The following is a 25514-nucleotide window of genomic DNA, read 5'->3' as shown; positions in this document are numbered from 1 at the left end:
CACACAATCAAAATCAAAACTATGAAAACTACTCAAAACATAATTAAAGGATTATTTCTAGCCCTGGTTAGCGTATTTCAGGCTTGTACAATTAATGAAGAAAGTATTGGTGATGTCACTATTAATCCTGGCGGAGGAAACAGTGGTTCAGACTGTATTCAATTAACAGGTGAAATTACTTCAGATATTACGTTATCATCAAATAACTGTTATGAACTTGTAGGAGGTGTTTCTGTGCTAGACGGTGTAACTATAACTATAGAAGCCGGTACTCGTATCGAAGCAGGTCAGACAACAGATGGTATCTATTCATACTTATTAATCAATCAAGGTGCTACAATTATGGCTGAAGGAACAGCAGCTCAGCCAATCGTAATAACATCTAATCAAGCAACACCAAATCCTGGAGATTGGGGCGGATTAATTATTGCTGGTAAAGCACCAATTAATAGAGGTGAAACTGCAACAGCGGAGGTTGCAAATATTACATATGGTGGTTCTGAACCAGCTGATAACTCTGGAGTTATTCGTTACATGCGTTTAGAATATACAGGTGGTCGTATTAATGCCGACTCTGAGTATAACGGTTTATCCTTATATGGTGTTGGTAACGGTACAACTTTAGAATACATTCAGACTTATTTAGGTAACGATGATGGTATTGAATTTTATGGTGGAACTGTAGATTTAAAGTATGCTGTTTCAACAGGTGCACAAGATGATAGTTTTGACTGGACTGACGGTTGGGTTGGTAGAGGCCAATTCTGGGTTGTACAACAAACAACTCTAGAAGGTGATAAAGGTATCGAAGCTGATAACTTATCTTCTACACCAGATGCTATTCCCTTCTCATACCCTACACTTTCTAACATCACTTTATTAGGAGCTGAAGATGGAGACGGAGAAAATAAAGGAATTGAGTTTAGAGCTGGTACTAAAGTTGCTGCCTATAATATGATTATTAAAGGATTCCCTGGAAAAGGTATCGAAGTAGATGATGATCAAACCTTAATTAACCTTAATAACGGCGAAGTAGAAGTACGTAACTCTATTATAGATAATGTAAATTCATTTGACTTAGATCATGGTGGAAATGCTACTGCTGATCTAGCAGATTATTCAATATACTCCAATTATACTTTAGATGGTTCTAATGATCCATTTAATAATGCAGGTACAGCAATTCCTGATGATTTTTCATTGGTAGGTTTTAGAGGAACCTATGAAGCTAACGCAATTGACCCATCAACTATTAACTCGTGGTTTACATCTGTTAATTATGTTGGTGCTGTAAGTACCGCTAATGATTGGACTCAAGGTTGGGTAAGATTCTAAAATATTTAGATTAATGGTAATAAAAAAAGCATCTTTAAAATTAAAGATGCTTTTATATTTTGTTATAGAGTTTCATTGTTAATTACGGAATGCTAGAGATGTTTCATCATCTTTTTTCCATTCTATAACACTAACAATAGCATTATCTGTATAATCTACTTCTCTTAAAGTTTTATTTGTCCAATAAAACCACTTGCCGACCTTTTCCCCATTATCATAATTCGCCGAAACGCTTTTTTTACCGTCACTATCAAAACTTAACCATTCACCTTGTAATTTACCATCTGTAGTGTAAAATCCTGTTTGACTTACAACTCCATTGTCATGAAAATAAGTTACTTCAATTAAATTAGTGTCTTCATTAAGTTTTAATTGTCGCTCTTGCTGTGCAAAAGAAACTAAACCGACAAATAAGGCGAACAACATTAAAACATTCTTGTTCATAATTATGGGTTTAAAATTATTTATTCAATCAAATATAAAGATTTCTTAATGTTTAAACAACATTTACTTAACATTAATTTTACATTGAAAACACAATTAATTGATAAACAGGTGTTTAAAAATTATGCATTCATGATTTAAGCTTAATAATTAGTTAATGCTAAGGTTACACTGTAATTAAATAGTACTCATACATTTGCCTTGTCTTATAAGACATATTAGTTTCGTATGATCTACTAGTTTTTGTCGACTAATTATCATGAATTCTAATGACTGCCTTTGGCCAAGGCAGTTTTTTATGCAAAAACTTAACACTAAGGAAACATTTGTATTTGAAATAAGTAAGTTCTTTGTACCCGACAAAAACTAAATCATACAATGAAACTAAAATTTACATTAGTGGCTATTGCCCTAATAGCTCTAACTTCGCTTAGTGCACAAGAAATCAGTGACACTTCTTTCGGGAAAGGTCTAATTAATTTTGTTGCTAAAGACAGTTCTTTTGGTATAAAATTTGCTCCACGTTTTCAAGTTCGCTCAATGTCTTCTTGGGATCATGATGGAAATCAGTATGGAAGTCCAGAACACAACTTTATTGTGCGTAGAGCGCGTTTAAAGTTTGATGGATTTGCATACAGTCCTAAACTTAAATATAAAATAGAATTAGGTTTGTCTAACAGAGATATATCTGGCGCCAATCAATTTAACAGAAATACTCCGCGTTATATTTTAGATGCCGTGATTATGTGGAATTTTGCTGGTAATTGGGAATTATGGGCAGGACAAACAAAACTTCCAGGTAATGTTGAACGTGTTGTATCTTCAGGAAATCTACAATTAATTGATCGTTCATTGCTTAATAGCCGATTTAATATTGACCGTGATTTAGGTATTCAACTTAGACACAAAACCAATTTAGGAGGCGATTTCTTAATGCGTGAGAAGTTTTCTGTGTCTCAAGGTGAGGGTCGTAATGTTTCAGAAGGAAATGAAGGAGGACTGCAATATACAGGACGTTTAGAGTTCCTTCCATTTGGAACATTTAAATCTAAAGGAGATTACAGTCAATCTGATTTAAAACGTGAAGAGAAGCCAAAGTTAATGGTTGGATTTACCTATAATTATAATCAAGATGCTGTGAGAGAAAGAGGTTTTGCAGGAGATTATATGATAAGAACAGATGGTACAATTTACGAAACAGACCAAACTACTATTTTTGCAGATGCCATGTTTAAGTATGATGGGTTTTCATTTATGGGAGAATATGCAAAGCGAACTGCAGAAGATGCTATTGCGACTGAAGCAGATGGCACAACTCCGACAGGAGATATTGTTTTAACAGGTAACGCTTTAAACTTACAAGCAGGTTATTTATTTAAAAGCAATTATGAAATTGCTGCACGTTTTACTACTGTAGATTATGAAAGTGAAACAGGTGCATTGCCAACAGAACAATATACACTTGGTGTTAATAAATTTGTTGTGGGTCATAAACTAAAAGTACAGTCTGATATTAGTTATTCAACTCTAGATGGAAATGATGACAATATAACTTTTAGAATAGGATTCGACATTCATTTTTAACAAATAAAAAATAACAATTAGGTAACGTTATACTGAAATTGTATAAAGATATTTGCAAACTTATTTTAATTAAAAATTATGGATAATATTTACTTATTGATGTTAATCGCTATCACAGTTTTAGCTGTTGCTGATATTGTAGTTGGTGTAAGTAATGATGCAATTAATTTCTTAAATTCTGCTATTGGATCTAAGGCTATTTCATTAAGAACAATAATGATCGTCGCTAGTTTAGGGATTTTTATTGGTGCTGTATTTTCTAGCGGTATGATGGAAGTAGCACGTAAAGGAATCTTTGTCCCTGCACAATTTGAGTTTGGTGAAATTATGCTCATTTTTATGGCAGTAATGATAACAGATATATTACTGTTAGATTTTTTTAACACGCTTGGCTTACCAACATCTACAACGGTTTCTATTGTATTCAACTTATTAGGAGCAGCTGTAGTAATGTCGTTGATTAAAATTAGTAACTCAGATTCTCAAACCTTTGCTGATTTAGCAACCTATATAAATACAGAAAAAGCAATTGAAATTATATCTGGTATCTTACTATCTGTAGTTATTGCTTTCTCCGTTGGTGCTTTAGTGCAATGGATTTCGCGACTTATTTTTACATTTAATTATGAGAAAAAAGTAAAGAATTTTGGAATGGTTTTCGGAGGTGTTGCCTTAACAGCTATCACCTATTTTATCTTCTTAAAGGGACTTAAAGGCACCCCATATTACAGTGATCTCAAAGATTTATTAGAAGGAAATGAAATTTATATCATACTAGCTAGTTTTGTATTCTGGACACTATTTTCATTCATATTTGAGAGAATCACTAAAAAAACTGTATTGCTTGTTGTCATAGCAATTGGTACTTTTGGATTGGCATTAGCTTTTTCTGGTAATGATTTAGTAAACTTCATCGGTGTACCTATGGCAGCATACCACTCTTATGAGGCATGGATTGCTGGAGGTATGGACGTAACTATGTCGATGTCGGTTTTAGATAAAAAAGTTCCTGCTGAACCGTTATTACTATTTATTGCAGGTGCTATAATGGTACTTACCCTATGGTTTTCTAAAAAAGCCAAAACCGTTGCAGAAACTGAAATTAGTTTATCACGTCAAGGAGAAACTCATGAGAAGTTTGAACCAAATCGACTTTCAAGAGCAATTGTAAAAGGAACAACCCAGTTATCTAATTACTTTGGTGTTATCCTACCAAGCTCAGTTACAGGTAATATAGGTAAGAGGTTTGACAAACCGGAATCTATAATGACAAAAGATCAAAGTATTGATGCTCCTGCATTCGATATGATTCGTGCTTCTGTTAACTTAATGGTAGCTGGTATTTTAATTGCTATCGCTACCTCCATGAAGTTACCACTATCTACAACCTATGTAACCTTTATGGTAGCCATGGGTACTTCACTTGCTGACAGAGCATGGGGAAGAGAAAGTGCAGTGTATCGTGTAGCTGGTGTATTAAATGTAATAGGTGGTTGGTTTGGAACTGCTATAGGAGCATTTATTGCTGCTGGTTTTGTTGTATTCCTTATTAATTGGAATCCTAGTGTAATGATACCAATACTTCTATTATTAACTGGTATTTTATTATATAGAAACTATAAATCACACAAAGATAAGTCTAATAAGAAAATTGATGAGGATAGCTTAACAACTTCAGAAATCAGCTCTGTACAGGGTGTTATTCACGAAAGTGCTAGAAATATTGCTAAAGTTGTAAAACGTACTAATAGAATATATTCTAATTCTATTGTTGGTTTAGCTAAGCAAGAATTATCCTTACTAAAGAAGAGTAAGGGACAAGTTGTTAAATTATCTAATGAGATTGATACGTTACGAGATAACATATTTTATTTCATTAAAAATTTAGATGAATCTAGTGTTGAAGCCAGTAATTTTTATATTAATATTCTAGGACATCTGCAAGATATGGCACAGTCGTTAGAGTATATTTCTAAAGTGAGTCATAAACACATTAACAATAACCATAAAAAGCTTAAATTTAGCCAAATTAAGGAGTTAAAGGAAATAGATGATAAGCTAGAGGTTTTATTTGCTGATACTGAAAAAGCATTTAAGTCTGGGTCTTTTGAAGATATTGGAGCCATCATAAATGAGAAAAAAGAAGTTTATGACCTTGTTAAAGATAAGATAAAGCAACAAGTCAAGAGAACACGTACTGAAGAATCCAGTCCAAAAAACACCACCTTATACTTTAGTGTTTTACTAGAAACAAAGGATTTAATGAATGCTACTATGAATTTACTAGAGGAATACCATAGTGCTCATGATGCCTCTGTTGAACCTGCTACCATAGAAGTAGTGGATGAAACAACAGTTGATACAGACAAAAAGTTATAAAAGACAAGGTGCGAATCGCCTTAATCATTTTAAAAGCCATCACTTTATAAGTGATGGCTTTTTTATTTAGTAAAAGTAATTATAACATATCCAAAAATTGCACCGATTACAATTGTCCATATTGTACTTACTTTGGTCTTAAAAGTTAAAAATACAGCGATTAAAGCTATAACTATACTTTGCCACTCTATCAATGTTTCTTTTCCCATAACAATCAATACTGCGAGCATTACAGCTACTGCTGCCACATTTACAGAATCTAAAAAATAACGTAGTATCGTTGATTTTCGCATTCTAGGTATGAATGGATTAAGTATTAAAACGAATAAAAAAGATGGTAAAAATATTCCTGTTGTAGCTACTAATGCTCCTGTAAATCCAGAAAGCTGATATCCAATAAAGGTAGATGTGGATAGTACTGGTCCTGGTGTAAATTGACCTATCGCAATAGCATCAATAAGCTCAGCTCTGGTTAGTAATCCTCGAGTTACTAATTCTGCATCTAAGTATGCAAACAAAACATAGCCACTACCATAAAGTATAGCACCTACTTTTAAGAAAATTAAAAACAATTTTAGCGTAGATACCTTTGCTATTGTAGTATTTACTCCTAGAAAGAGAAGGAATGGTGAAATTGAGTTAAAACTATCTTTTGTCTTTGATTTTAAATAAAAATATAACATCCCAAAAATTCCAGCCGCTAATAAAACTAAAACTTCATTTACTCCTAAGAGACTTACAACTAAAACTATTACACCAAGAATTATGAGTTCTATACTTTTTACCGCCTTTTTACCTAGTTTTAAAATTGCTCCTGCGATTATTGCTAAAACAGCAGGTTTAATACCATAAATAAAGGGTTCTACTTCCGGAAGCTGACCATATTTTACATATAAATACGCTAAAATTGCAGTTATAATAGTAGCTGGAAAAATAAATGCAATTCCAGCAACAAATAAGCCTGCTTTGCCAGCATGCTCATATCCACAATGCATTGTCATTTCGGTAGAATTAGGTCCAGGAATTAAATTTGTTGTACCAATGAGATCTAGGAAATAATCTCTAGTCATCCATTTGCGTTTTTCAATGATCTCATCTTCCATCATTGCAATGTGAGCTGCAGGACCACCAAATGCAAAACAACCTAACTTAAAAAACACCTTTGCAACCTCAAGTAATTTTTCATTCATAATTTTAGTAGAAAAGAATAACTTTACTCATTATTCAAAAGTGAATCTTTTTTTCCATAAAGTAAGTCAGCAACCTCAATAAGATTTTCAATCATATCATTAACATTATCATAATCGTTAAACAGTGATGAGGCCATATCTACTGTAATTAAATCATTTCTAATTAGTTCATCAATTTTACGATTGTTGGAATGAAATGTTTCCCTCACCTCTTGCCTTAGTTTAACCAATTTATTGTGATATACTTCGTTTTCTTTCTCTGTTCTAAATAGATGAATCACGCGCAATACTTTAACTACTCTATTTCTAATTTTATCATATTCTTTTCTAATATATTTATTATCAGAATTTAGGTACAGATTAACATTTCTACTTAATTCTCCAACATACCTCAATATTTCAACCATTTTTCTATTGGCAATTTTTAGCTCTAAGAGTTGATTATTTTGAGCCTCAGTTAACTTCAGTGCAGTCTGAGCTTTGGTCGCATAGCTAATGATTTTACCATATATATTTTTAACTTTTGTAGCATAAAGTTCTCTCACATTAGTATCAAACAGAATATTAGATTTTTTAATGACCTTTTTCACCTTCAAATCTGATTTAATATCAGATCTGTGAATATTCAACGCATGAGATACAATTTCAAAGACAGCATTTTTAAATAAGTATTTAGATTCTTTTTGCAATGTTGAAATTGCCGTTTCAGGATACTTTAAAGAATCCTTAGTTAAGTATTTTGGCTCATCTATTTGTTTATCGTCTTCTAATCTTTCTGGCACAATGCGCTCTACTAACTTTGCAATTGGCTTTACAAACCAAACCAACAAAAAAGTATTAGCAATATTAAAAGTAGTATGAAATAAAGAAATCGCTACAGGAATAGATGCAGCACTAACATATGGAGACTCAGAACCCAAATACATAGCCAACCAACTTACCATTTTTAAGAAAGGATAAAATAAAACTAACATCCATAAGACTCCCATTAGGTTGAAAATTAGATGTGCTCTTGCCGTTTGTTTGGCTTTATAATTACCAATAATAGCAGCTAAATTCGCAGTAATTGTTGTTCCAATATTTTCACCCAAAACCATAGCAGCTGCCAATTCAAAAGGTATCCATCCTTGTGCAGTCATTATTAAAGTTAATGCCATAGTAGCACTAGAAGACTGAATAACAACGGTTAATAAAGTTCCTATGAGTAAGAATAATAGAATAGACAAATAGCCCAAATCTGTATAACGCGATAAAAACGCTAACAATTCTGGATTATTCTTAATATCTGGCATTGCCTCTTTAAGAAACTGAAGCCCAATAAACAACAAAGCAAAGCCAATGATAAAGCTTCCCAAATTTTTTAGTTGCTCTTTTTTAAGAAACGTAAAGCCAAAGCCAAAGCCAACTAAAGGTAAAGCGATAGTACTCATACTTACTTTAAAGCCTAATATTGTAATTAGCCATGCCGTTATTGTGGTACCAATATTGGCTCCCATTATAACACCTATCGACTCAACCAAGGTCAACAAGCCTGCATTTGCAAAGCTAACTACCATAAGTGTTGTTGCTGATGACGACTGAATAACTGATGTTATTAAAAAACCAGTTCCTATTCCGAAGACTCTATTGGAAGTCATTTTAGCTAAGATAGATCGCATTTTATTACCTGCTAATAATAAAAGGGCGTCACTCATCACTTTCATACCGAAAAGAAAGACGCCTAAAGATCCTATGAGTTGTAGAATATCGGTAAATCCGTATTGCATAAAATATAAATATGATATTGAAGGTAATGTAAATAAATTGTTAAGTAAAAAAAAGTGAATTTAATTTTTCACTTCGACGTCTTTTTAAACACTTTCGCCGTATATGTAATTGTATTGAATAAATTAACCAAAAACTTAAACATGAAAAAAATTTCAATCCTATTAGTAACAACAATTTTATTAACCGCTTGTGTTTCAAAAAAGAAATACTTAGCCTTAGAACAACAACACGGTGAAACTGTAAGTGAACTAACAAAAACTAAAGTCGAAAAAGAAGATTTAGAAAACAAGTTTGCTGTTATAGAGAAACGTGTTAACGACTATAACTATAAGATTCAATCCTTAAATCAAGATGTTGAAGGCTTAACTATAGAGAACAAAGCAAAATTTGAAGTTTCTAAAGACGGTACTGTCGCTTCTGGTGCAAGCAAAGAAAAAATGCGTGCAACTTTACAAAACGTAAGTCCAGAAAAATTAGCAGGTGCAAAAACATTGAAAGATTCAATGAACCTAGCTGTACAATATAACTTAAGTAAAGCGATTAATACTAATGACCTAGACGAAAATGAAGATATCGTTGTAGATATTAATGAAACTGTGGTAATGATATCTATTGATGATGATATGTTGTTTAATACTGCAAGTTATAGAGTTAGTAATAAAGCAGATAAAATCTTAAAAAAGTTAGCAGATGTTATCAATTCTGAGCCAAGCTTAGATGTTATGGTAGAAGGTCATACAGATTCTAGAAGTATTAATACAGCTAAAGTTTCTGACAACTGGGAATTAAGTGTATTACGTGCTACTTCAGTAGTTAAAAAATTACAAAAGCAATTTAATGTAGCACCTGAGCAATTAATCGCTTCTGGTCGCAGTAGCTACCAACCTTTGGTTGAAAATGATTCTAGAGCTAATCGTGCTAAGAACAGAAGAACTCGCATTATATTAATGCCAAACATAGATAAGTTTTTTGCTTTAATGGAAGCAAATTAATATTCAAATCTATCTAAACTAACAAAAAAGCATCCTCCCGTAAAGTTCGGCATTGGATGCTTTTTTTATTCCATAATTTGTAATTTGCAATACTAATTATGTACTATGAAAAACGCTTTAACCCTTTTTGTCCTTTCCTTTACGCTAATCCTTTCGAGTCAAAATATTACAGCAGACCAATTATTAGAAAATGCTATCAGCTATCATGATCCGAATGGTAACTGGGAAACTTTGAGAGCAAAGTTTACAGTTGAAATGAAAACACCAAATGCTTCAAAACGTACAAGCTTTATTAGAATTGATTTGGCTCGAGAATTTTTTAGTGTTAAGGCTACTAGAGATACAGTAACCACAGTTTATACCATAAATAAAGGCAAATGCAATATGGTGTATAATGGTAAGGATTTAGATAGCCTTTCAGCCAAAGCCAAAAACATGTCTTGCAACAGGGCCATATTATATAAAAACTACTATACGTATTTATATGGATTACCAATGAAATTGAATGATCCTGGCACCAATCTCAGTGATAACGTAGAAAAGAAAACATTTAAAGGTAAAGACTATTTAGTTTTAAAAGTAACTTATGATGAAGCTGTTGGTAGCGACGTGTGGTATTTCTATTTTAATCCAAAAACATATGCCATGGAAGTCTATCAGTTTTTTAAAACAGATGAAAATGGTAGAGAAAAATCTGATACAGGTGAATATATCTTATTATCGGAAGAACTAGAAATTGAAGGCATTAAAATGCCAAAAGTAAGAGCTTGGTATTATAATAAGGATGATAAGTATTTGGGAACTGATACTTTGGTAGAGGATTAAAATCTATAAAATTTCTTTGATTTATCATATCGGTTTGTCATGCTGAATTTATTTCAGCATCTCATACAAAATTGATAATACGATGGCTTAGATTCTGAGCCAAGTTTAGAATGACAGACTGTTAAATTTGGATTTCAACAAAGAACTAAAAAAAGCATCTCAGAAATGAGATGCTTTTTTAATATTTAGAATAAGATTCCTTTTTTCAAAGGAATTTATTACCCTTCACAACTCGCACATTCTTTCTTTTGCTTGAATTTCTGTGCTGCATTCATACTGTGTTGGTAGTACAATGATTTTACTCCTAGCTGCCATGCCGTAACATAGATTTTGTTAATGTCCTTAACTGGCATATCTGGATGTACCATTATGTTTAAAGACTGCCCTTGATCTATGTGGTTCTGTCTGTTTGCCGCCTGATAAATGATTGTCATTTGGTCAATTTCAGAATAGGTTTTAAAGACATCCTTTTCTAGCTCAGTTAAGCCTTCTAAATGTTGTACAGAACCGTCATAATCACGGATGCTCTTCCAAACTTCAACGGTATCCATTCCTTTTTCTGCTAAAAGTGCTTTAAGGAAAGGGTTCTTAATCGTTGTCTTTATTTTCGCAATATCCTTAACATAACTGTTAGACCATATTGGCTCAATACCTTGAGATACTTGTCCTAAGATAAACGCAGAAGATGTTGTTGGTGCCACAGCATTTAATGTTGCATTACGCCTTCCATAACCTTTTAATACTTCTGGCTCACCAAATAACGTTGCTAATTCTTCTGATGCTTTAACCGACTTCTCTTTAATGGTTTTAAAGATTTCACTGTTAAGATTAAATGCTTCAGCACTATCAAATGGTAACATTTTAGACTGTAGTAATGAGTGCCATCCCAAAGCTCCCATTCCAAGCGCTCTATTTTCCTTAGCAAAATTATAAGCTTTCTCCATAAACATGAAGGTTTGTCTATCATCTCTATCTGGAGAATCTCTGTAAACTTCTAGCTTAGTTACAAATTCTTCTAAAACGGCATCTAAGAAATAGACCATCGTTTCAACAGCATCTGTATTTTTCCACTTATCATAGTGCAATAAGTTTATTGAAGACAATACGCATACAAAAGACCATCTGTCGTTTGTTGGTAACATGATTTCTGAACACAAGTTACTTGCGTAAATCTCATGCTTATTTTCTTGATATACTTCTGGTGCTGAATTGTTAGCATTATCCTTAAAGAAAATGTAAGGATATCCTATTTCGCCTCTTCGTTGTAATACTTTTGCCCAAATCGCACGCTTTTCTGCATCGCCATCGATCATTTCTTGCATCCACTCATTACCAACAGTAACACCATGTGTTAACTCTTGTATTGGATTACCTTCTGTACCGATTTCTAAAAACTCGTTTATATCATTATGCTCTATTGGTAGGTATGGGGAAAAACGACCTCGTCGCACGGAGCCTTGGCTTACTACGTCAACCATTTTTTCAAACAGTTGCATAATATGTACTGCTCCAGAAGATTCACCGTTATTTTTTACTGGTGCACCTCTGTGACGAAGCTTACCAAAATAACCAGAAGTACCGCCTCCTAGCTTAGACATCATTCCAACTTCTGACTGTGTATAGAGAATATCTCCCATATCATCAGAAATATGTGAACCGAAACAGCTAATTGGTAAGCCACGCTTTTTTCCAAAATTAGACCATACTGGTGATGCTAACGAGTAAAAGCCTTCAGCCATATAACCATAAAACTTATCTGCAAAACCATCTATTTTTAAGATTTTCTCCGCATTGTTGGCTATTTCTCTAATTCTTGCTTCTGGTGTAGCACCTTCTGTAAGATAACCTGAAGATAAAAATTTGCGACTATGGTCAGTTAACCATTTTATTTCTGGTTCTTTGTTGGCCTCTTTAATGGCTTCTTTTCTGGCTTTTATTAATTCATCTTGTGGTGAAGTTGTTGTAGTTTGAGGGTTTACTACTTTGTTTTCAAGGTCTAAGTTAGTGTTGTCGTTCATGGTTTAAAATAAGTCGTCGCTAGTTATACTTTTAGTTCTTTTGCTGTAGTTGATAGAGCGTTTCACGAAGAAATCACCGTGTTTGGTACCTATGATTTCATCATCAAACCATTCGGTCTGCTCTAGTAAACTGTTGTCAACATCAAATACTTTATCGATGCCGATACTTTCAAGGGAATTATTAAATCTGTTCTTTATAAATTCGTTAATCACATTTTTAGGAAGGAAATCCAATTCACCTGCCTCAAAAATCCAATCGATGATTTTGCTTTCAGATTCAAAAGCTTCTTCACACATTACTTTTACAATCGTATTGTGTTCTTCACCAAACCATGTTGGGTTTTCGTCTTTGATAATTCTGATCACATCGATACCAAAATCTCCGTGAATTTGTTCTTCTTTAGAAGTTGCTTCAACTACATTAGAAATACCTTTAAGCATATTCTTGTGTTTATTGAAGGCCATTATGATTAAAAATTGAGAAAACAACGATACATGCTCAATGAATAATGAGAATAATAAAATAGACTCTGCATACTCTTTATTGTCTTCACTCTTAGCATTCTTCAATGCTGTTTCTAAATAATGCACACGTCGCATTATTACAGGATTTTTCTTTAATCTTTTAAACTCGTTATTAAGACCTAATATTTCTAATAAGTGAGAATATGCATCATGGTGACGCACTTCACTTTCTGCAAATGTTGCTCCCACAGACCCTATTTCTGGTTTTGGCATTTTGTGGTAAATATCACCCCAAAAAGATTTTACTGCGACTTCAATTTGCGAAATGGCCAACATCGTATTTTTAATGGCATTTTGCTCAACAACAGTAAGTCTCGTCTTAAAATCCTGGATATCACTTGTAAAATTAAATTCAGAATGAATCCAATACGAATGTCTAATGGCATCTACATAATCATTAAGTGCAGGATACTCATAAGGTTTTAGGTTGATACGTTTTTCAAAAATATTAGTCTTTCTGTTTCTGGCCTGCTCATCTCTGTAAAGAATGTACGCTTTCGCAACATCCAAAAATTGGCTATCCATTAATTTTATCTCTACAAGATCTTGTACCTCTTCTACAGTTGGCACATACTTATAATCTTTACCTTTTCTATCTAGTAATTCTTGTAAAACTTTTACAGAAATTGTATTTGCATCTTCTTTGGTACCATTACCTACAGACATCATCGCTTTTTCAACCGCATTAGAAATTTTCCTTAAAACAAATGGACTCGTTTCGTAATCTCTTTTTATAATTTCCGTAATCTCTAGTTGATTCACCTCCATAAATTCTTTTTAATTTTAAGCCTAGATAGCCATTAGAACGATATTCATCATTCAAATTCTGTTATTAATTCCGTAAAATGTGTTATAAATTCCCTTACTAGGGATAAAAGGGCGCGTTTAAAAAATTGATTTTTAAATACTTTTTCTAAATCTAGAAACTAAAAAATCTAATTTCTTTTTTGCCTCGAACAAAGATTGACAATTGTCATTAAAAATGAAAGGGTATTTTATAAACGTTGTCAACAAGTTTTTAACAAACTCTTGTAACGCCTATGAAATGGTCAATTGATCAAAATATAGCATAACTTATTGATTAACAGTAATTTAAAATTAATTTTCAAAATACTCTATTGTAGGTATTATCCTGTTAAAATAAAGCTTAGCAAGCGTTTTTATTGATGATTTTAAATGAAGTATTAGCTATTAAAAACAAAAAAAAGAGCGTTGTTGTAACGCTCTTTTTTCCCTAATAACTAACTAATTAATGAAAAAGCAACCCTAAATTGCTTAATTATTAAATTAACACTGAAACTAAAAGTCTAATTTTTTAAAAGTTCAACTTTTATCGAATTAATAGCAATAAATATTAAAAGCAAGTCCCCATTTTGCTTTTAATTGTTCTTTTAGATTCAATACTCAAATATCAATATAAGACAAGCTTTTACCTGACTGTAATGTATAATTGGTAAAAAAAAATGTATAACTGGCTTATGCAATTCTCTAATTATTAATTTTCAGCATATTATACACAAAACCAAGCATTGCATACATATTTATATGCAAAACACTCATTATATACATATATTTATAATCTATAATTTTCAATATGTTAAAAGCAGTAATCGTTGATGATGAGCCAAAGGCTATTCAAAGTTTAATGTGGGAGTTAAGCAACTTTAACAAGGAAATAGAGGTTATGGCATCTTTTACAAACCCAGATGAAGCATTAACCTACTTAGAAGCTAACTCACCAGATTGCTTGTTCTTGGATGTCCAAATGCCAACCATTGGTGGTTTTCAATTTTTAGAAAAACTAAAAAATATTGATTTTGCTGTTATCATCACCACTGCTTACGACGAATATGCTATTAAAGCCCTTAAGCACGAAGCTATTGACTATTTATTAAAGCCTATAGATTCTGATGATTTAAAAGTGTCTATTGAAAAAATTAAAAAGCATAGTGATCGAAATGTTAACTCGCTGAAATTAGAACGTGTACTATCTAATTTTAATTCTCAATTTGATAAAAAAAGAATTACGATTAATACCGACGGAAAACTTCTATTCTTAGATGTAGACGATATCATTTACATAGAATCTGATGGAAATTATAGCACACTCTTTCTACAAGATCAGAAAAAAATAGTAATAACAAAAAAATTGAAAGAAGTTGATGCTATTTTACCTGAACATTATTTTTTTAGAATACACAATTCTTACATCATTAACTTAAATAAGATAAAGGCATTCATAAAAAATGAAGGTTACGTTATTATGGATAGTAACCATAAAATCCCAGTGGCTAGACAAAGAAAGTCTGATTTTCTTGAAAAACTATAATTAAAAAGCCAACTAATAGTGAACTATCACATTCCATACAGATTTCTAGGTTTTTTCTTATTGGCTACATTTTACACTTCGTTTAGCAATGCGCAAAATTCAGATTTTGAAACCGTATTAAAAGACATAAATAAAACGAAGCCTTCCAAATATGTAAGCATTGATTCGCTGTTAAAACCTTTTGAAAGAGATAGCGTAAAAATAAAACATTTATTAGAGGCCACTAAAGCAAATTTCTATGATGAAGGAACCTGCTACGCCTTAAATGCATTAGGCGTAATTAATAGAGATATTTCTAATTACGACAAATCTATAAAACTTCATTTGGAGGCAAAACAATACGCTGAAGAAGCCAACAGTATAGAATTAAAAATTATTAGTTTAAATATGATTGGCGTTGCTTATAGACGTATGGATATTATTAAACCAGCTTTAGACTATCATACCGAAGCTTTAAAAACAGCTTATTCTGTATCAAACCCTTCAACAACGATAAGTCGAAGTATTGCTGTTTCTCAAAATAGTATTGGTAATATTTATTTAGCATTGAAGCAGTATGATTTGGCGATAAACCAATTCAAAAAATCGCTTATAATTGAAAATGAAGCTGAAAATAAATTAGGCTTGGCCATAAATTATCACAATATTGGTTATGCCGAAGAAGCCAAAGGAAACTTAGATGCAGCTTTAGCTAATTACAAAAAATCATTAGAATATAATAATGCCATAGACTCAGAAATAGGTCGTGTAATTTGTGACAATAGTATTGGTAGTATTTATCTAAAAAAAGAAAATTTTGAGGCCGCAGAACCTATTATTAAAGAAGCACTTGAAAAAGCTTTGCTTCTAGAAGATCAATTCTATATCTCAGATTCCTATCTTAATCTTGGTGAATTAGAAATTGGGTTAAACCGACTTTCTTCAGCCGAAAAAAACTTAAAAAAAGCATTAGAGATTGCTACTTCTTATAATTTGAAATCCTCTGTTGCTGAATCTAACAAACTACTGTCCGAAATAAATCAAAAAAACAAAAACTATAAAACCGCTTTAGATTATTATCAAAAAGCAGTTGAGATAGAGAACACTATACTAACTGAGCAAAATCTGCAGTACGTCAATGACATTGCCATAGAGTATGAAAATGAAAATAAGAACAATCAAATTAAAGCCTTGGCTTTAGAAAATGAAGCCGTAAGATTACGATTAGAAAGAAATAAACGTATCTTATTATACACTTCATTAGCATTAGCCATTCTTGGTATTGCCTTATTTATAATAAATAGAACAAAAGCCTTAAAACGAGACAAGCATATTCTAACTTTAGAACAAGACATGCTGAGAAGCCAAATGAATCCACATTTTATCTTCAATTCTTTAAATTCTATAAAACTCTACATCATAAACAATGAAAAGGAAAATGCGGTGTACTATCTCAATAAATTTTCTAAGCTAATTCGTAAAATACTAATGGCTTCAAAAGAAAAAGAAACATCTCTTAATGATGAACTTGAGACTATGAAACTTTACATGAATATTGAAAATATTCGCTTTTCTAACGAGATAGATTTTACAATTAATGTAGACGAATCTATAAATACTGAAATTACTAAAGTACCATCATTAGTGTTTCAACCTTTTTTAGAAAACGCACTATGGCATGGTTTATCATCAAAATCTGAAGATAAAAAAATTGAGCTAAACGTTTTTAAAAACACGCCTGACTTTATTACCGTAGAAATTATTGACAACGGTATTGGCAGAATAGCTTCAGGAAAAATAAAAGACAATAAAAAATTAAAGCGCAAATCTGTTGGAATAGACATTACAAAAGCTAGGCTTGCTAATTTTTCAGAAGCATTTTCAAACACCTACACTTTAGATATTGAAGATTTATACGATAATGATATTCCATCTGGCACTAAAATAACGCTTCAAATTCCTACCAAAAAACTAAAAACAAAAGCACCTAATTTAGCCTCCAAAAGCACCTAACATTGAACCATATTTTGAAGTGTCTATAGAAAAATCAGTTTCTTCTAAACCTGTACATTCCATCGTCATATTGTTTTTAGACTTCTTTTTATCCTCATAAATCATCTCCATCATTAGCCCATTTTCCGCATATTTCTTCATCCAATCTGCATTAAATCCTTTTGGAAGACTTTTCATATTAGACCCAAAAACCTGATTAAAGCTTACTGGTACATCGTCTGTAATATAAAAAGTGATTTTGTTTTTATCATTTTCGCTTACATAGCCTTCGCACTCATATCCGTTAATGGTTTTCGATTCAATTTCAGTAAAGGTATAATCAGACATATCATTATTATCTGTATTAAAATCAGAGGCTTTTAGTTTTGTTTTCTGAACTATCTTTTTACCCATCATCTCCATAAACATCGCTGTAACTTCTAATTCAGCATCCATAACCATAAACATTTTAGTATCATCATTTCCTTTGGTCATTTCTGCAGTGTCAAAACCAAAATATGCTGCATCTTGCTTGAGATAATAGTCTAAGGTGACATCACCTTTTTTATGTGTCATTTTGAGTTTGTAGATGTAATCGAAATCATAAGTTGCTGGAAGCTCAACTTTTGATGCCTTCTGAGAATGCGTGTTTTGCAAAGCAAATAAGAACGTAAATAGAAAAACAAATTTTAGAACATTTTGAGTTTTCATTTTAAGAATATTTAGAATTAATAATTTGTATGTCAATAAGTTACAAATATTACTTATAATTCTAAAGCGGGATGTATATTTGGTTGTGAAACTTGTATACTTAGAATGCAGAAACAATTAGAACAAACATTATTGCATTTTCTTGGCAATTTTCTCCAACTCCATATACCAATCTTCTCCAAACTTTCTTATCAGTGCTTCTTTCACAAATTTGTATACAGGCACTTGTAGTTCTTTACCTAATGAACAAGCATCATCACAGATTTCCCACTTGTCGTAATTAACACCAGAAAACTCTGTATATTCTCTAACTCGTATTGGATATAAGTGGCAAGAAACTGGTTTTTTCCAGGAAATTTCTCCTTGGTTATAAGCTTCTTCTATGCCACAAAGTGCTGTTTTTTTGTCATCGAAAATAACATACGCGCAATCTGCTCCATTAATAAGTGGCGTTTCTAAATCACCTAGAGCTGTTACTACTGAAGTCCCTTGAGCTTCTATAACTTCAATACCTTCTTTACGAAGAAATGGTTTTACTTTTGGGTAAATATCTTCAAGGATTTTTACCTCGTCTTTATCTAATGGTGCACCAGCATCACCATCAATGCAACAAGCCCCTTTGCATGCTGAGAGATTGCAGACAAAATCCTTTTCAATAATATCCTCTGACACTATGGTTTTTCCAAGTTGAAACATGCCTCAAAAGTAGCTAAACTTAACCGCAATTTAATGTTGAAAATCTGTAATAATATCGCACCTTTGCAAAAAATTTGAAAAACCCATGTTATGCAACTAGATTTTAAACAAATATTTACAGCTTTTATGGTATTATTCGCTGTAATAGATATTATAGGTAATATTCCTATTATCATTGATTTACGTAAAAAAGTTGGCCATATACAAAGTGAAAAAGCTTCATTAATTGCAGGTGTGATAATGATAGTTTTTCTGTTTTTAGGAAAAAGCCTCTTAAATCTCATCGGAATAGATGTAAATTCCTTTGCTGTAGCTGGTGCTTTTATTTTATTCTTTATAGCTTTAGAGATGATACTTGGTATAACACTTTATAAACAAGAAGATAGTAATGCGATAACAGCCTCTGTTTTTCCGTTAGCATTTCCTCTTATAGCAGGTCCAGGAAGTTTAACCACTTTGTTATCCTTACGTGCAGAGTTTGCCATAGAAAATATAATAGTAGCAGTAATTTGTAACGTCATCTTTATTTATATTGTACTAAAAACATCAGCAAAGATCGAGCGTATCTTAGGTCCAAATGGAATTAACATTATAAGAAAAGTTTTTGGCGTAATTTTGTTAGCCATTGCAGTGAAACTATTTGCGCATAACATAAAGGAATTATTAGCTTAAGAAACTGAACAAATGAAAATATTTACACTTGTATTAACTATTGTCGCTATTGGCCTCATCATTTTCAATGCCACTAAATTGAATTTTGAAGCCCTTTTTGAAGGAGAAAGCTATACCGCAATACTTACAATTATAACAGCACTGTGTGCTATTATATTATTGCAAATTCTTAGAATTTCTAAAAAAATTGAAAAATTAAATAAGCAACGTTAATGTCTTTTGATGCTTTGATAATTGGTGGCGGTGCTGCAGGTTTATCTTGTGCTCTTGTCTTAGGATCAGCAAAAGATAAAGTTTTTGCTAAGGATAAGACTATTGCTATTATTACGCATCAAAAAACTTCTCATCTCCAAAATGCTTTATTCAATAATGTTTTAGGTTTACAACCTGGAACTTTAGGAAGTTCTATTTTAGAGAACGGTAAAAATCAACTCAAAGATTTATACCCACATATCAATCAAATTGATAAGGAAAAAGTTATAGCTGTAGAAAAATATTCAGACGGATTTATAGTGAATACTAATAAAAACACCTACCAATCTAAGATTGTTGTCATTGCAGTAGGCTATACCAACTTAATGACCATTAACGGATTAAAAAGTTATATAGAACCTCATCCAAGAGCTGTAAAAGAAAAGGACAGGATTTGGTTAAAAAACACAGACCATCTAATAGAGAGGAATCTTTATGTTGCTGGGACTTTAGCTGGCTGGCGAAGTCAATTTTCTATGGCTTGTGGTAGTGGATCTCATGTAGCTACAGATATTCTAACACTTTGGAATGCTGGGAAGCACACTAAAGTTCACGATAAAATCTAATTAAAGTTATTGCTTAATACTTGGATATTCATTACTCAGAAGAATCACTTCTTGTACCATAACATCTTTTTTATTTATAATTTCTTCAAAAGCGTTATCATCAAATAATTGACGCGCAAGTGTTGCTTTTATGATGCGCCTTATTTCATTATTGTAAGCAACAAAAGTGATATTGGTGCGTTCTTTTGCATTAATATATTCCTGAAAACGAACAACGATATCGTCACTTACTTCAAAATTATTAATGAAATCGTATTTAGAAACATTTTTATATGCATTTCGATCTTTATCTAATTCCTCAAAAACAAAATAATCAAAATGACCTCTTCTTCTGAGATAGTTTATCGTTTCATTATCAAACAAACGATCTACTGGTACAAAAATATCTGGAATAATACCACCACCTCCATATACTACTTTTCCTTTTGGAGTCGTATATTTTAATGAATCATCAACTTCAATGCTTTCCTCATCAGCCAGTTCGCCTGTTCTTAAACGTTTATAATAATCATTATAATAATTATTGTTATCACCGTTAGTATATGGCCTTTGAATAGATCTTCCTGTTGGTGTATAATAACGTGAAACCGTTAAACGCACTGCACTACCATCGCCAAGTGCCATTTCGCGCTGCACTAAGCCTTTACCATAAGAACGTCTTCCTACAATAATACCTTTATCATTGTCTTGAAGTGCACCAGCAATAACTTCACTCGCGGATGCTGAGTTTTCATTAATAAGGATATAAATTTCACCATCTTCAAAATCTCCTCGTCTTGTTGCATAAGTGCGTTCTTCCTTCCCTTTTTTATCCTTAGTGAACAAAATGAGTTTGTCGTCTTCTAAAAATTCATCAGCAATTTGCTCTGCAATGCCTAAAAATCCACCAGGATTATCACGCAAATCTAATGCTAACTTAGTAGCTCCTTGATCTTGGAGTTCTTCTAAAGCTGCTTTAAATTCTTTATACGTAGATTCTGCAAATCGGTTCATTTTTATATAACCCAAATCATCAGTTAACATATAGGCCGCGTCTACACTTTTAATTGGAATATTTTTTCGCTTTACATCAAATTCCAATAACTCATCTTCACCTTTTCTGTAAACTGTTAACCTTACTTTAGTGTTCTTATCACCTTTAAGTTTTTCTACGATATCACCATTCGTAATGTTTCGACCAAAAATGGTATCACCATCAGCTAGCAAAATTCGATCTCCACCTATAATACCAGCACGTTCGCTTGGCCCACCTTCTGTTGGTCTTATTACGGCTATAGTGTCCTTGTAAGGATAAAAATTAATTCCTATACCAACAAAATCACCTTTCATGTTTTCAGTAATACGCTGTAAATCTTCTTTAGGAATATATGTAGAATGCGGATCTAGATTATCTAATATGCCATTGACTGTAACATCGACGATGCTATCTGTATTTACGTCATCTACATACTCATAATCGATGTAATCTATTAAACGGTTGAGTTTGTCTTTCTTACTGTTTGTAGTAAATAGATTATCCGAAGTGTCAGTGAAATTTAACTTTCCGCCTATAGTAACTCCTGCTGCAATTGCAACACCAATAATAAGCGGTATGTATTTATTTTTTGTTGTCATTAGGCTTTTAAATCTTCAATATGCTCTAATTCTATGCCTGCTCTTTCTAAAAATTGTAATCCAGAGTCGTCTTTATAACCTTGTTGATATACTACACGAATAATGCCAGCTTGGTGAATAAGCTTACTACATTCTTTGCAAGGTGATAAAGTAATATATAACGTCGCACCTTTACAAGATTGTGTTGAGGATGCTACTTTAAGTATGGCATTAGCTTCAGCATGTAGTACATACCATTTGGTGTAACCTTCATCATCTTCACAATAATTCTCAAAACCTGTTGGAGTTCCATTATAACCGTCTGAAATTATCATACGGTCTTTAACAATAAGTGCTCCTACTTGTTTGCGTTTACAATGCGATAATTTTCCCCATTCTTCTGCTATACGTAAATAAGCTTTATCGTAACGTAATTGTTTTGTCTTTGGCATTAATTCTTCTTCTTGTACAATAATACAATGTAAATAACGAATATAAAAGGATAGTATTTTATAACCAATTTACTAGTAGTTAAAGTTTTACCAAACTTAATCAAGGATTTAACAAATTACTTTGAATTATCATGGGGATTACCAGTCCTATTACAATAGAAGAAAGCACCATAACCCAATCTCTACGCGTAAACCTAAATATAGTTTGACACATAAAGCCAAGAAATAATACAACAAATACAATTATAACTTGAGCAATTTCGATACCTAATGCAAACTCAACAAGAAACATTAATGAATTATCAGAGATCATATCTAGGTATCTCGCAAAACCCAAACCGTGGATAAGACCAAAGAAAAGAGTTGTTAAAAATAATGGACCTACTTTGTTTCCCCTATCCTTTTTCCCTGCAGTAAAAACGTTGTATATAGCAGTAATTAATATGGTAATTGGTATTAAAAACTCAATAAGTTTACCGTTTACAGTAACAACATCATAAGCACCTAAAACTAATGAAATTGAATGACCAATAGTGAAAATAGATACTAAAATCAAAACACGTTTCCAATCTTTAAAAACGTATGGAACAGCTAAAACCAATAAGAAAAGTAGATGGTCATAGCCGTTTTTATCTATAATATGGTCAATGCCTATCTTAACATTGAACCAGAAGTTTTCTAACATAATTAATTCATTTGGGCTAAATCAAAGTTACAACTAAAAAGCAATATGATTTCGTTAAAATAAAGTGAATAAAAATTTGCTTTTTCCTATTTTCTTTCGGAATATTGTGTTTACAAAGTTCAAATAACTTATTGAAATGTTATCAAGAAAGGTGGAGGGATTAGACCCTTTGAAACCTTAGCAACCCTTAAACTTATTAAGAAGGTGCTAAATTCTACGTAATTACCGATTCATTTATCGCGTAATTGGATAGATAACCTAACGTAATTACTCATTTGTAATTCAATTTCTTTTTAACTTTTTTATATAGTACGTCAACATTGATGTATTTGGCTTTTGACTAAAGTAAAAGAAATGAGTTCAAAATACATTGAAACTACAACTATACGTACTCAAATTGAGCGTTCGCAATTTTTAGAACATTCCAGCCCTTTGTATTTAACATCGAGCTATGTTTTTGAAGATGCTGAAGATATGCGTGCTTCCTTTGCAGATGAAAAACAACGTAATATTTACAGTCGTTATTCTAATCCTAATACCTCAGAGTTTGTTGAAAAAGTATGCTTAATGGAAGGAGCAGAACGTGGCTATGCCTTTGCCTCTGGTATGTCAGCTGTATTTTCAACATTTGCCGCTTTATTGAATTCAGAAGATCATATTATTTCATCTCAAAGCATTTTTGGTTCAACCCAAACCTTATTTAATAATATTTTACCTAAGTGGAATATTTCTACAAGTTATTTTAAAATTGACCAATTAGATAATATTGAAAGTCTTATTCAACCTAACACTAAAGTAATTTATGCTGAAAGTCCAACAAATCCTGCTGTAGATATTTTAGATTTAAAACGTTTAGGGGATATTGCAAAAAAACATAATCTCATATTTATAATTGACAATTGTTTTGCTACACCTTATTTACAACAGCCTATAAAATTTGGTGCAGATTTGGTTATTCACTCTGCAACCAAATTAATGGATGGACAAGGACGAGTTTTAGGAGGTGTAACCGTTGGTACCGCAGATTTAATTCAGAAAATATATTTATTTTCTAGAAACACAGGCCCAGCATTATCACCTTTTAACGCATGGGTTTTGTCAAAAAGTTTAGAAACATTGCCAGTTAGAGTTGATAGACATTGTGATAATGCTTTAAAAGTTGCTACTTTTTTAGAATCTCATAATACTGTGAATTTTGTAAAATATCCTTTCTTAAAATCACATCCACAATACGAATTGGCTAAACAACAAATGAAATTGGGTGGCAACGTTGTCGCTTTCGAAATAAAAGGAGGTGTCGAAGCAGGGTGTAAATTTTTAAATGCAATAAAGTTATTATCACTATCTGCAAACTTAGGAGACACAAGAAGCATCGTAACGCATCCTGCGTCAACAACTCATGCAAAAATACCTGAAGATATTCGTCTACAAACAGGAATTACTGATGGTTTGATAAGAATTTCTGTTGGTTTGGAGCATCCAGAAGATATTATTAACGATTTAAAACAAGCCCTCAATTAATGGCAAATATTAAACAAGAATTAGAAAAACGAATATTAATTCTCGATGGAGCCATGGGAACTATGCTTCAGCAATACAATTTCTCAGAGGAAGATTTTAGAGGAGAGCGTTTTAAAGATTATCCATCACCTTTACAGGGTAATAATGATTTATTGTCTTTAACGCAGCCCAAAGCAATAGCAGATATTCATGCTAAATATTTTGAAGCTGGAGCAGATATCGTAGAAACCAATACATTTTCTGGAACAACGATAGCGATGGCAGACTACGACATGGAAGATTTGATTTACGAACTCAATTACGAATCTGCTAAAATCGCTAAGGAGGTTGCTGATAAATTTACAAAAGCCAATCCAAAGAAACCACGATTTGTAGCTGGTAGTATTGGACCAACAAATAAAACTGCAAGTTTATCTCCAGACGTAAACAGACCAGAATACAGAGCGATAACGTTTAACGAATTACGTATTGCATACAAACAACAAGTAGAAGCCTTAATTGATGGTGGAGTTGATATCCTTTTAGTTGAAACTATTTTTGATACTTTAAACGCAAAAGCAGCTTTATTTGCTATTGAAGAAGTAAAAGAAGAACGGAATATCAATATTCCAATTATGGTTTCAGGAACAATTACGGATGCTTCAGGAAGAACTTTGTCCGGACAAACTGTTGAAGCCTTTTTAACTTCAATATCACATATTTCATTGCTAAGTGTTGGTTTTAATTGTGCACTTGGTGCAGAACAGTTAAAACCTTATTTACAGCGCTTATCTAACAAAACTAAATTTTACACATCCGCGCATCCAAATGCAGGTTTACCAAATGCCTTTGGAGAATATGATGAATCACCTCAACAGATGCAAAGTTACATTGAAGATTACCTTAAAGATGGTCTCATAAATATTATTGGAGGTTGTTGTGGTACAAGTCCTGCTCATATTAATGCAATTGCAGAAGTAGCAAAAAACTATCAACCTAGACTAACTCAAGAATTCGTATAATGGCAG

The 25514-nt window shown here is 32.4% G+C and carries 22 protein-coding genes and 1 riboswitch; of the genes, 12 read left to right on the top strand and 10 right to left on the bottom strand.

The genetic code is table 11. The annotated features are described in order from the left end of the window. Positions 1 to 21: 21 nt before the first annotated feature. Positions 22 to 1335 (top strand): hypothetical protein, encoded by a 1314-nt coding sequence (locus Q0822_RS07125; RefSeq protein WP_299121900.1) that lies wholly within the window; start codon positions 22 to 24, stop codon positions 1333 to 1335. 78 nt (positions 1336 to 1413) lie between these two features. Here Q0822_RS07125 and Q0822_RS07120 read toward each other — a convergent pair whose 3' ends face one another. Further along, positions 1414 to 1779, bottom strand: a complete 366-nt coding sequence (locus Q0822_RS07120; RefSeq protein WP_299121898.1) for a nicotinic acid mononucleotide adenyltransferase — start codon at positions 1777 to 1779, stop codon at positions 1414 to 1416. 378 nt (positions 1780 to 2157) lie between these two features. Between Q0822_RS07120 and Q0822_RS07115 the strand changes: the two genes are divergently transcribed. Together Q0822_RS07115 and Q0822_RS07110 are read left to right on the top strand one after the other, a co-directional pair. Further along, positions 2158 to 3363 (top strand): porin, encoded by a 1206-nt coding sequence (locus Q0822_RS07115; protein WP_299121896.1) that lies wholly within the window; start codon positions 2158 to 2160, stop codon positions 3361 to 3363. A gap of 78 nt (positions 3364 to 3441) precedes the next feature. Continuing rightward, entirely contained in the window at positions 3442 to 5742 is a 2301-nt protein-coding gene (locus Q0822_RS07110; RefSeq protein ID WP_299121893.1) for an inorganic phosphate transporter, read from the top strand. A gap of 62 nt (positions 5743 to 5804) precedes the next feature. Here Q0822_RS07110 and chrA read toward each other — a convergent pair whose 3' ends face one another. Together chrA and Q0822_RS07100 are read right to left on the bottom strand one after the other, a co-directional pair. Beyond that, positions 5805 to 6932, bottom strand: a complete 1128-nt coding sequence (gene chrA / locus Q0822_RS07105) for a chromate efflux transporter (RefSeq protein ID WP_299121891.1) — start codon at positions 6930 to 6932, stop codon at positions 5805 to 5807. 23 nt (positions 6933 to 6955) lie between these two features. Further along, positions 6956 to 8698: a Na/Pi cotransporter family protein gene (locus Q0822_RS07100; protein WP_299121889.1), complete on the bottom strand. Its 1743-nt coding sequence runs from the start codon at positions 8696 to 8698 to the stop codon at positions 6956 to 6958. Between the two features lie 141 nt (positions 8699 to 8839). Between Q0822_RS07100 and Q0822_RS07095 the strand changes: the two genes are divergently transcribed. Continuing rightward, positions 8840 to 9691: an OmpA family protein gene (locus Q0822_RS07095; RefSeq protein WP_299121888.1), complete on the top strand. Its 852-nt coding sequence runs from the start codon at positions 8840 to 8842 to the stop codon at positions 9689 to 9691. 105 nt (positions 9692 to 9796) lie between these two features. Then, positions 9797 to 10516: a DUF6503 family protein gene (locus tag Q0822_RS07090; protein ID WP_299121886.1), complete on the top strand. Its 720-nt coding sequence runs from the start codon at positions 9797 to 9799 to the stop codon at positions 10514 to 10516. Positions 10517 to 10734: 218 nt separating this feature from the next. Here the strand turns inward: Q0822_RS07090 and Q0822_RS07085 are convergent, their stop codons facing one another. Both Q0822_RS07085 and Q0822_RS07080 read right to left on the bottom strand, forming a co-directional pair. Further along, positions 10735 to 12534: a ribonucleoside-diphosphate reductase subunit alpha gene (locus Q0822_RS07085; RefSeq protein ID WP_299121884.1), complete on the bottom strand. Its 1800-nt coding sequence runs from the start codon at positions 12532 to 12534 to the stop codon at positions 10735 to 10737. Positions 12535 to 12537: 3 nt separating this feature from the next. Then, positions 12538 to 13827, bottom strand: coding sequence for a ribonucleotide-diphosphate reductase subunit beta (locus tag Q0822_RS07080; protein WP_299121883.1), 1290 nt, complete (start codon positions 13825 to 13827; stop codon positions 12538 to 12540). Positions 13828 to 14653: 826 nt separating this feature from the next. Between Q0822_RS07080 and Q0822_RS07075 the strand changes: the two genes are divergently transcribed. Further along, positions 14654 to 15388, top strand: a complete 735-nt coding sequence (locus Q0822_RS07075; RefSeq protein ID WP_299121881.1) for a LytTR family DNA-binding domain-containing protein — start codon at positions 14654 to 14656, stop codon at positions 15386 to 15388. Between the two features lie 18 nt (positions 15389 to 15406). Then, on the top strand, positions 15407 to 17380 hold the full coding sequence (locus Q0822_RS07070) for a tetratricopeptide repeat protein (protein ID WP_299121879.1): 1974 nt from the start codon (positions 15407 to 15409) through the stop codon (positions 17378 to 17380). Here Q0822_RS07070 and Q0822_RS07065 read toward each other — a convergent pair. Both Q0822_RS07065 and Q0822_RS07060 read right to left on the bottom strand, forming a co-directional pair. Beyond that, positions 17360 to 18070 (bottom strand): DUF4412 domain-containing protein, encoded by a 711-nt coding sequence (locus Q0822_RS07065; RefSeq protein WP_299121878.1) that lies wholly within the window; start codon positions 18068 to 18070, stop codon positions 17360 to 17362. The genes Q0822_RS07070 and Q0822_RS07065 overlap by 21 nt on opposite strands. Before the next feature lie 129 nt (positions 18071 to 18199). Then, positions 18200 to 18766 (bottom strand): DUF3109 family protein, encoded by a 567-nt coding sequence (locus tag Q0822_RS07060; protein ID WP_299121876.1) that lies wholly within the window; start codon positions 18764 to 18766, stop codon positions 18200 to 18202. 90 nt (positions 18767 to 18856) lie between these two features. Here Q0822_RS07060 and Q0822_RS07055 point away from each other — a divergent pair, with 90 nt between their 5' ends. Genes Q0822_RS07055 through Q0822_RS07045 form a run of 3 tightly spaced genes read left to right on the top strand, consistent with a single transcriptional unit; the run spans position 18857 to position 20256 of the window. Then, positions 18857 to 19438, top strand: coding sequence for a MarC family protein (locus Q0822_RS07055; RefSeq protein WP_299121874.1), 582 nt, complete (start codon positions 18857 to 18859; stop codon positions 19436 to 19438). 12 nt (positions 19439 to 19450) lie between these two features. Continuing rightward, complete coding sequence (locus tag Q0822_RS07050) at positions 19451 to 19651, top strand: hypothetical protein (protein WP_299121872.1); 201 nt, start codon at positions 19451 to 19453, stop codon at positions 19649 to 19651. Further along, a complete protein-coding gene (locus tag Q0822_RS07045) occupies positions 19651 to 20256 on the top strand; it encodes an FAD-dependent oxidoreductase (RefSeq protein ID WP_299121870.1) in 606 nt (201 codons plus the stop codon). The genes Q0822_RS07050 and Q0822_RS07045 overlap by 1 nt, the downstream gene beginning before the upstream one ends. Before the next feature lie 6 nt (positions 20257 to 20262). Here the strand turns inward: Q0822_RS07045 and Q0822_RS07040 are convergent, their stop codons facing one another. The 3 genes from Q0822_RS07040 to Q0822_RS07030 form a co-directional block, all read right to left on the bottom strand. Then, positions 20263 to 21870 carry a S41 family peptidase gene (locus tag Q0822_RS07040; protein ID WP_299121868.1) on the bottom strand — a complete coding sequence of 536 codons (1608 nt, stop codon included), beginning with the start codon at positions 21868 to 21870 and terminating at the stop codon, positions 20263 to 20265. Further along, a complete protein-coding gene (locus Q0822_RS07035) occupies positions 21870 to 22301 on the bottom strand; it encodes a dCMP deaminase family protein (protein WP_299121866.1) in 432 nt (143 codons plus the stop codon). The genes Q0822_RS07040 and Q0822_RS07035 overlap by 1 nt, the downstream gene beginning before the upstream one ends. Before the next feature lie 100 nt (positions 22302 to 22401). Then, positions 22402 to 22986 (bottom strand): HupE/UreJ family protein, encoded by a 585-nt coding sequence (locus Q0822_RS07030; RefSeq protein ID WP_299121864.1) that lies wholly within the window; start codon positions 22984 to 22986, stop codon positions 22402 to 22404. A 136-nt stretch (positions 22987 to 23122) separates the two neighbouring features. Next, positions 23123 to 23246, top strand: a riboswitch (SAM riboswitch). A gap of 94 nt (positions 23247 to 23340) precedes the next feature. Here Q0822_RS07030 and Q0822_RS07025 point away from each other — a divergent pair. After that, entirely contained in the window at positions 23341 to 24507 is a 1167-nt protein-coding gene (locus Q0822_RS07025) for an aminotransferase class I/II-fold pyridoxal phosphate-dependent enzyme (RefSeq protein WP_299121863.1), read from the top strand. After that, the gene (locus tag Q0822_RS07020) at positions 24507 to 25508 is read left to right on the top strand and encodes a homocysteine S-methyltransferase family protein (RefSeq protein WP_299121861.1); all 1002 of its coding nucleotides are present in this window, start codon (positions 24507 to 24509) and stop codon (positions 25506 to 25508) included. The genes Q0822_RS07025 and Q0822_RS07020 overlap by 1 nt, the downstream gene beginning before the upstream one ends. The last annotated feature ends 6 nt before the right edge of the window (positions 25509 to 25514 follow it).

Source organism: uncultured Winogradskyella sp. (assembly GCF_947496485.1).
Lineage (GTDB): Bacteria > Bacteroidota > Bacteroidia > Flavobacteriales > Flavobacteriaceae > Winogradskyella.
Note: the sequence above shows the minus strand (reverse complement) of the source record. Positions and strands in the feature narration are given on the sequence as shown.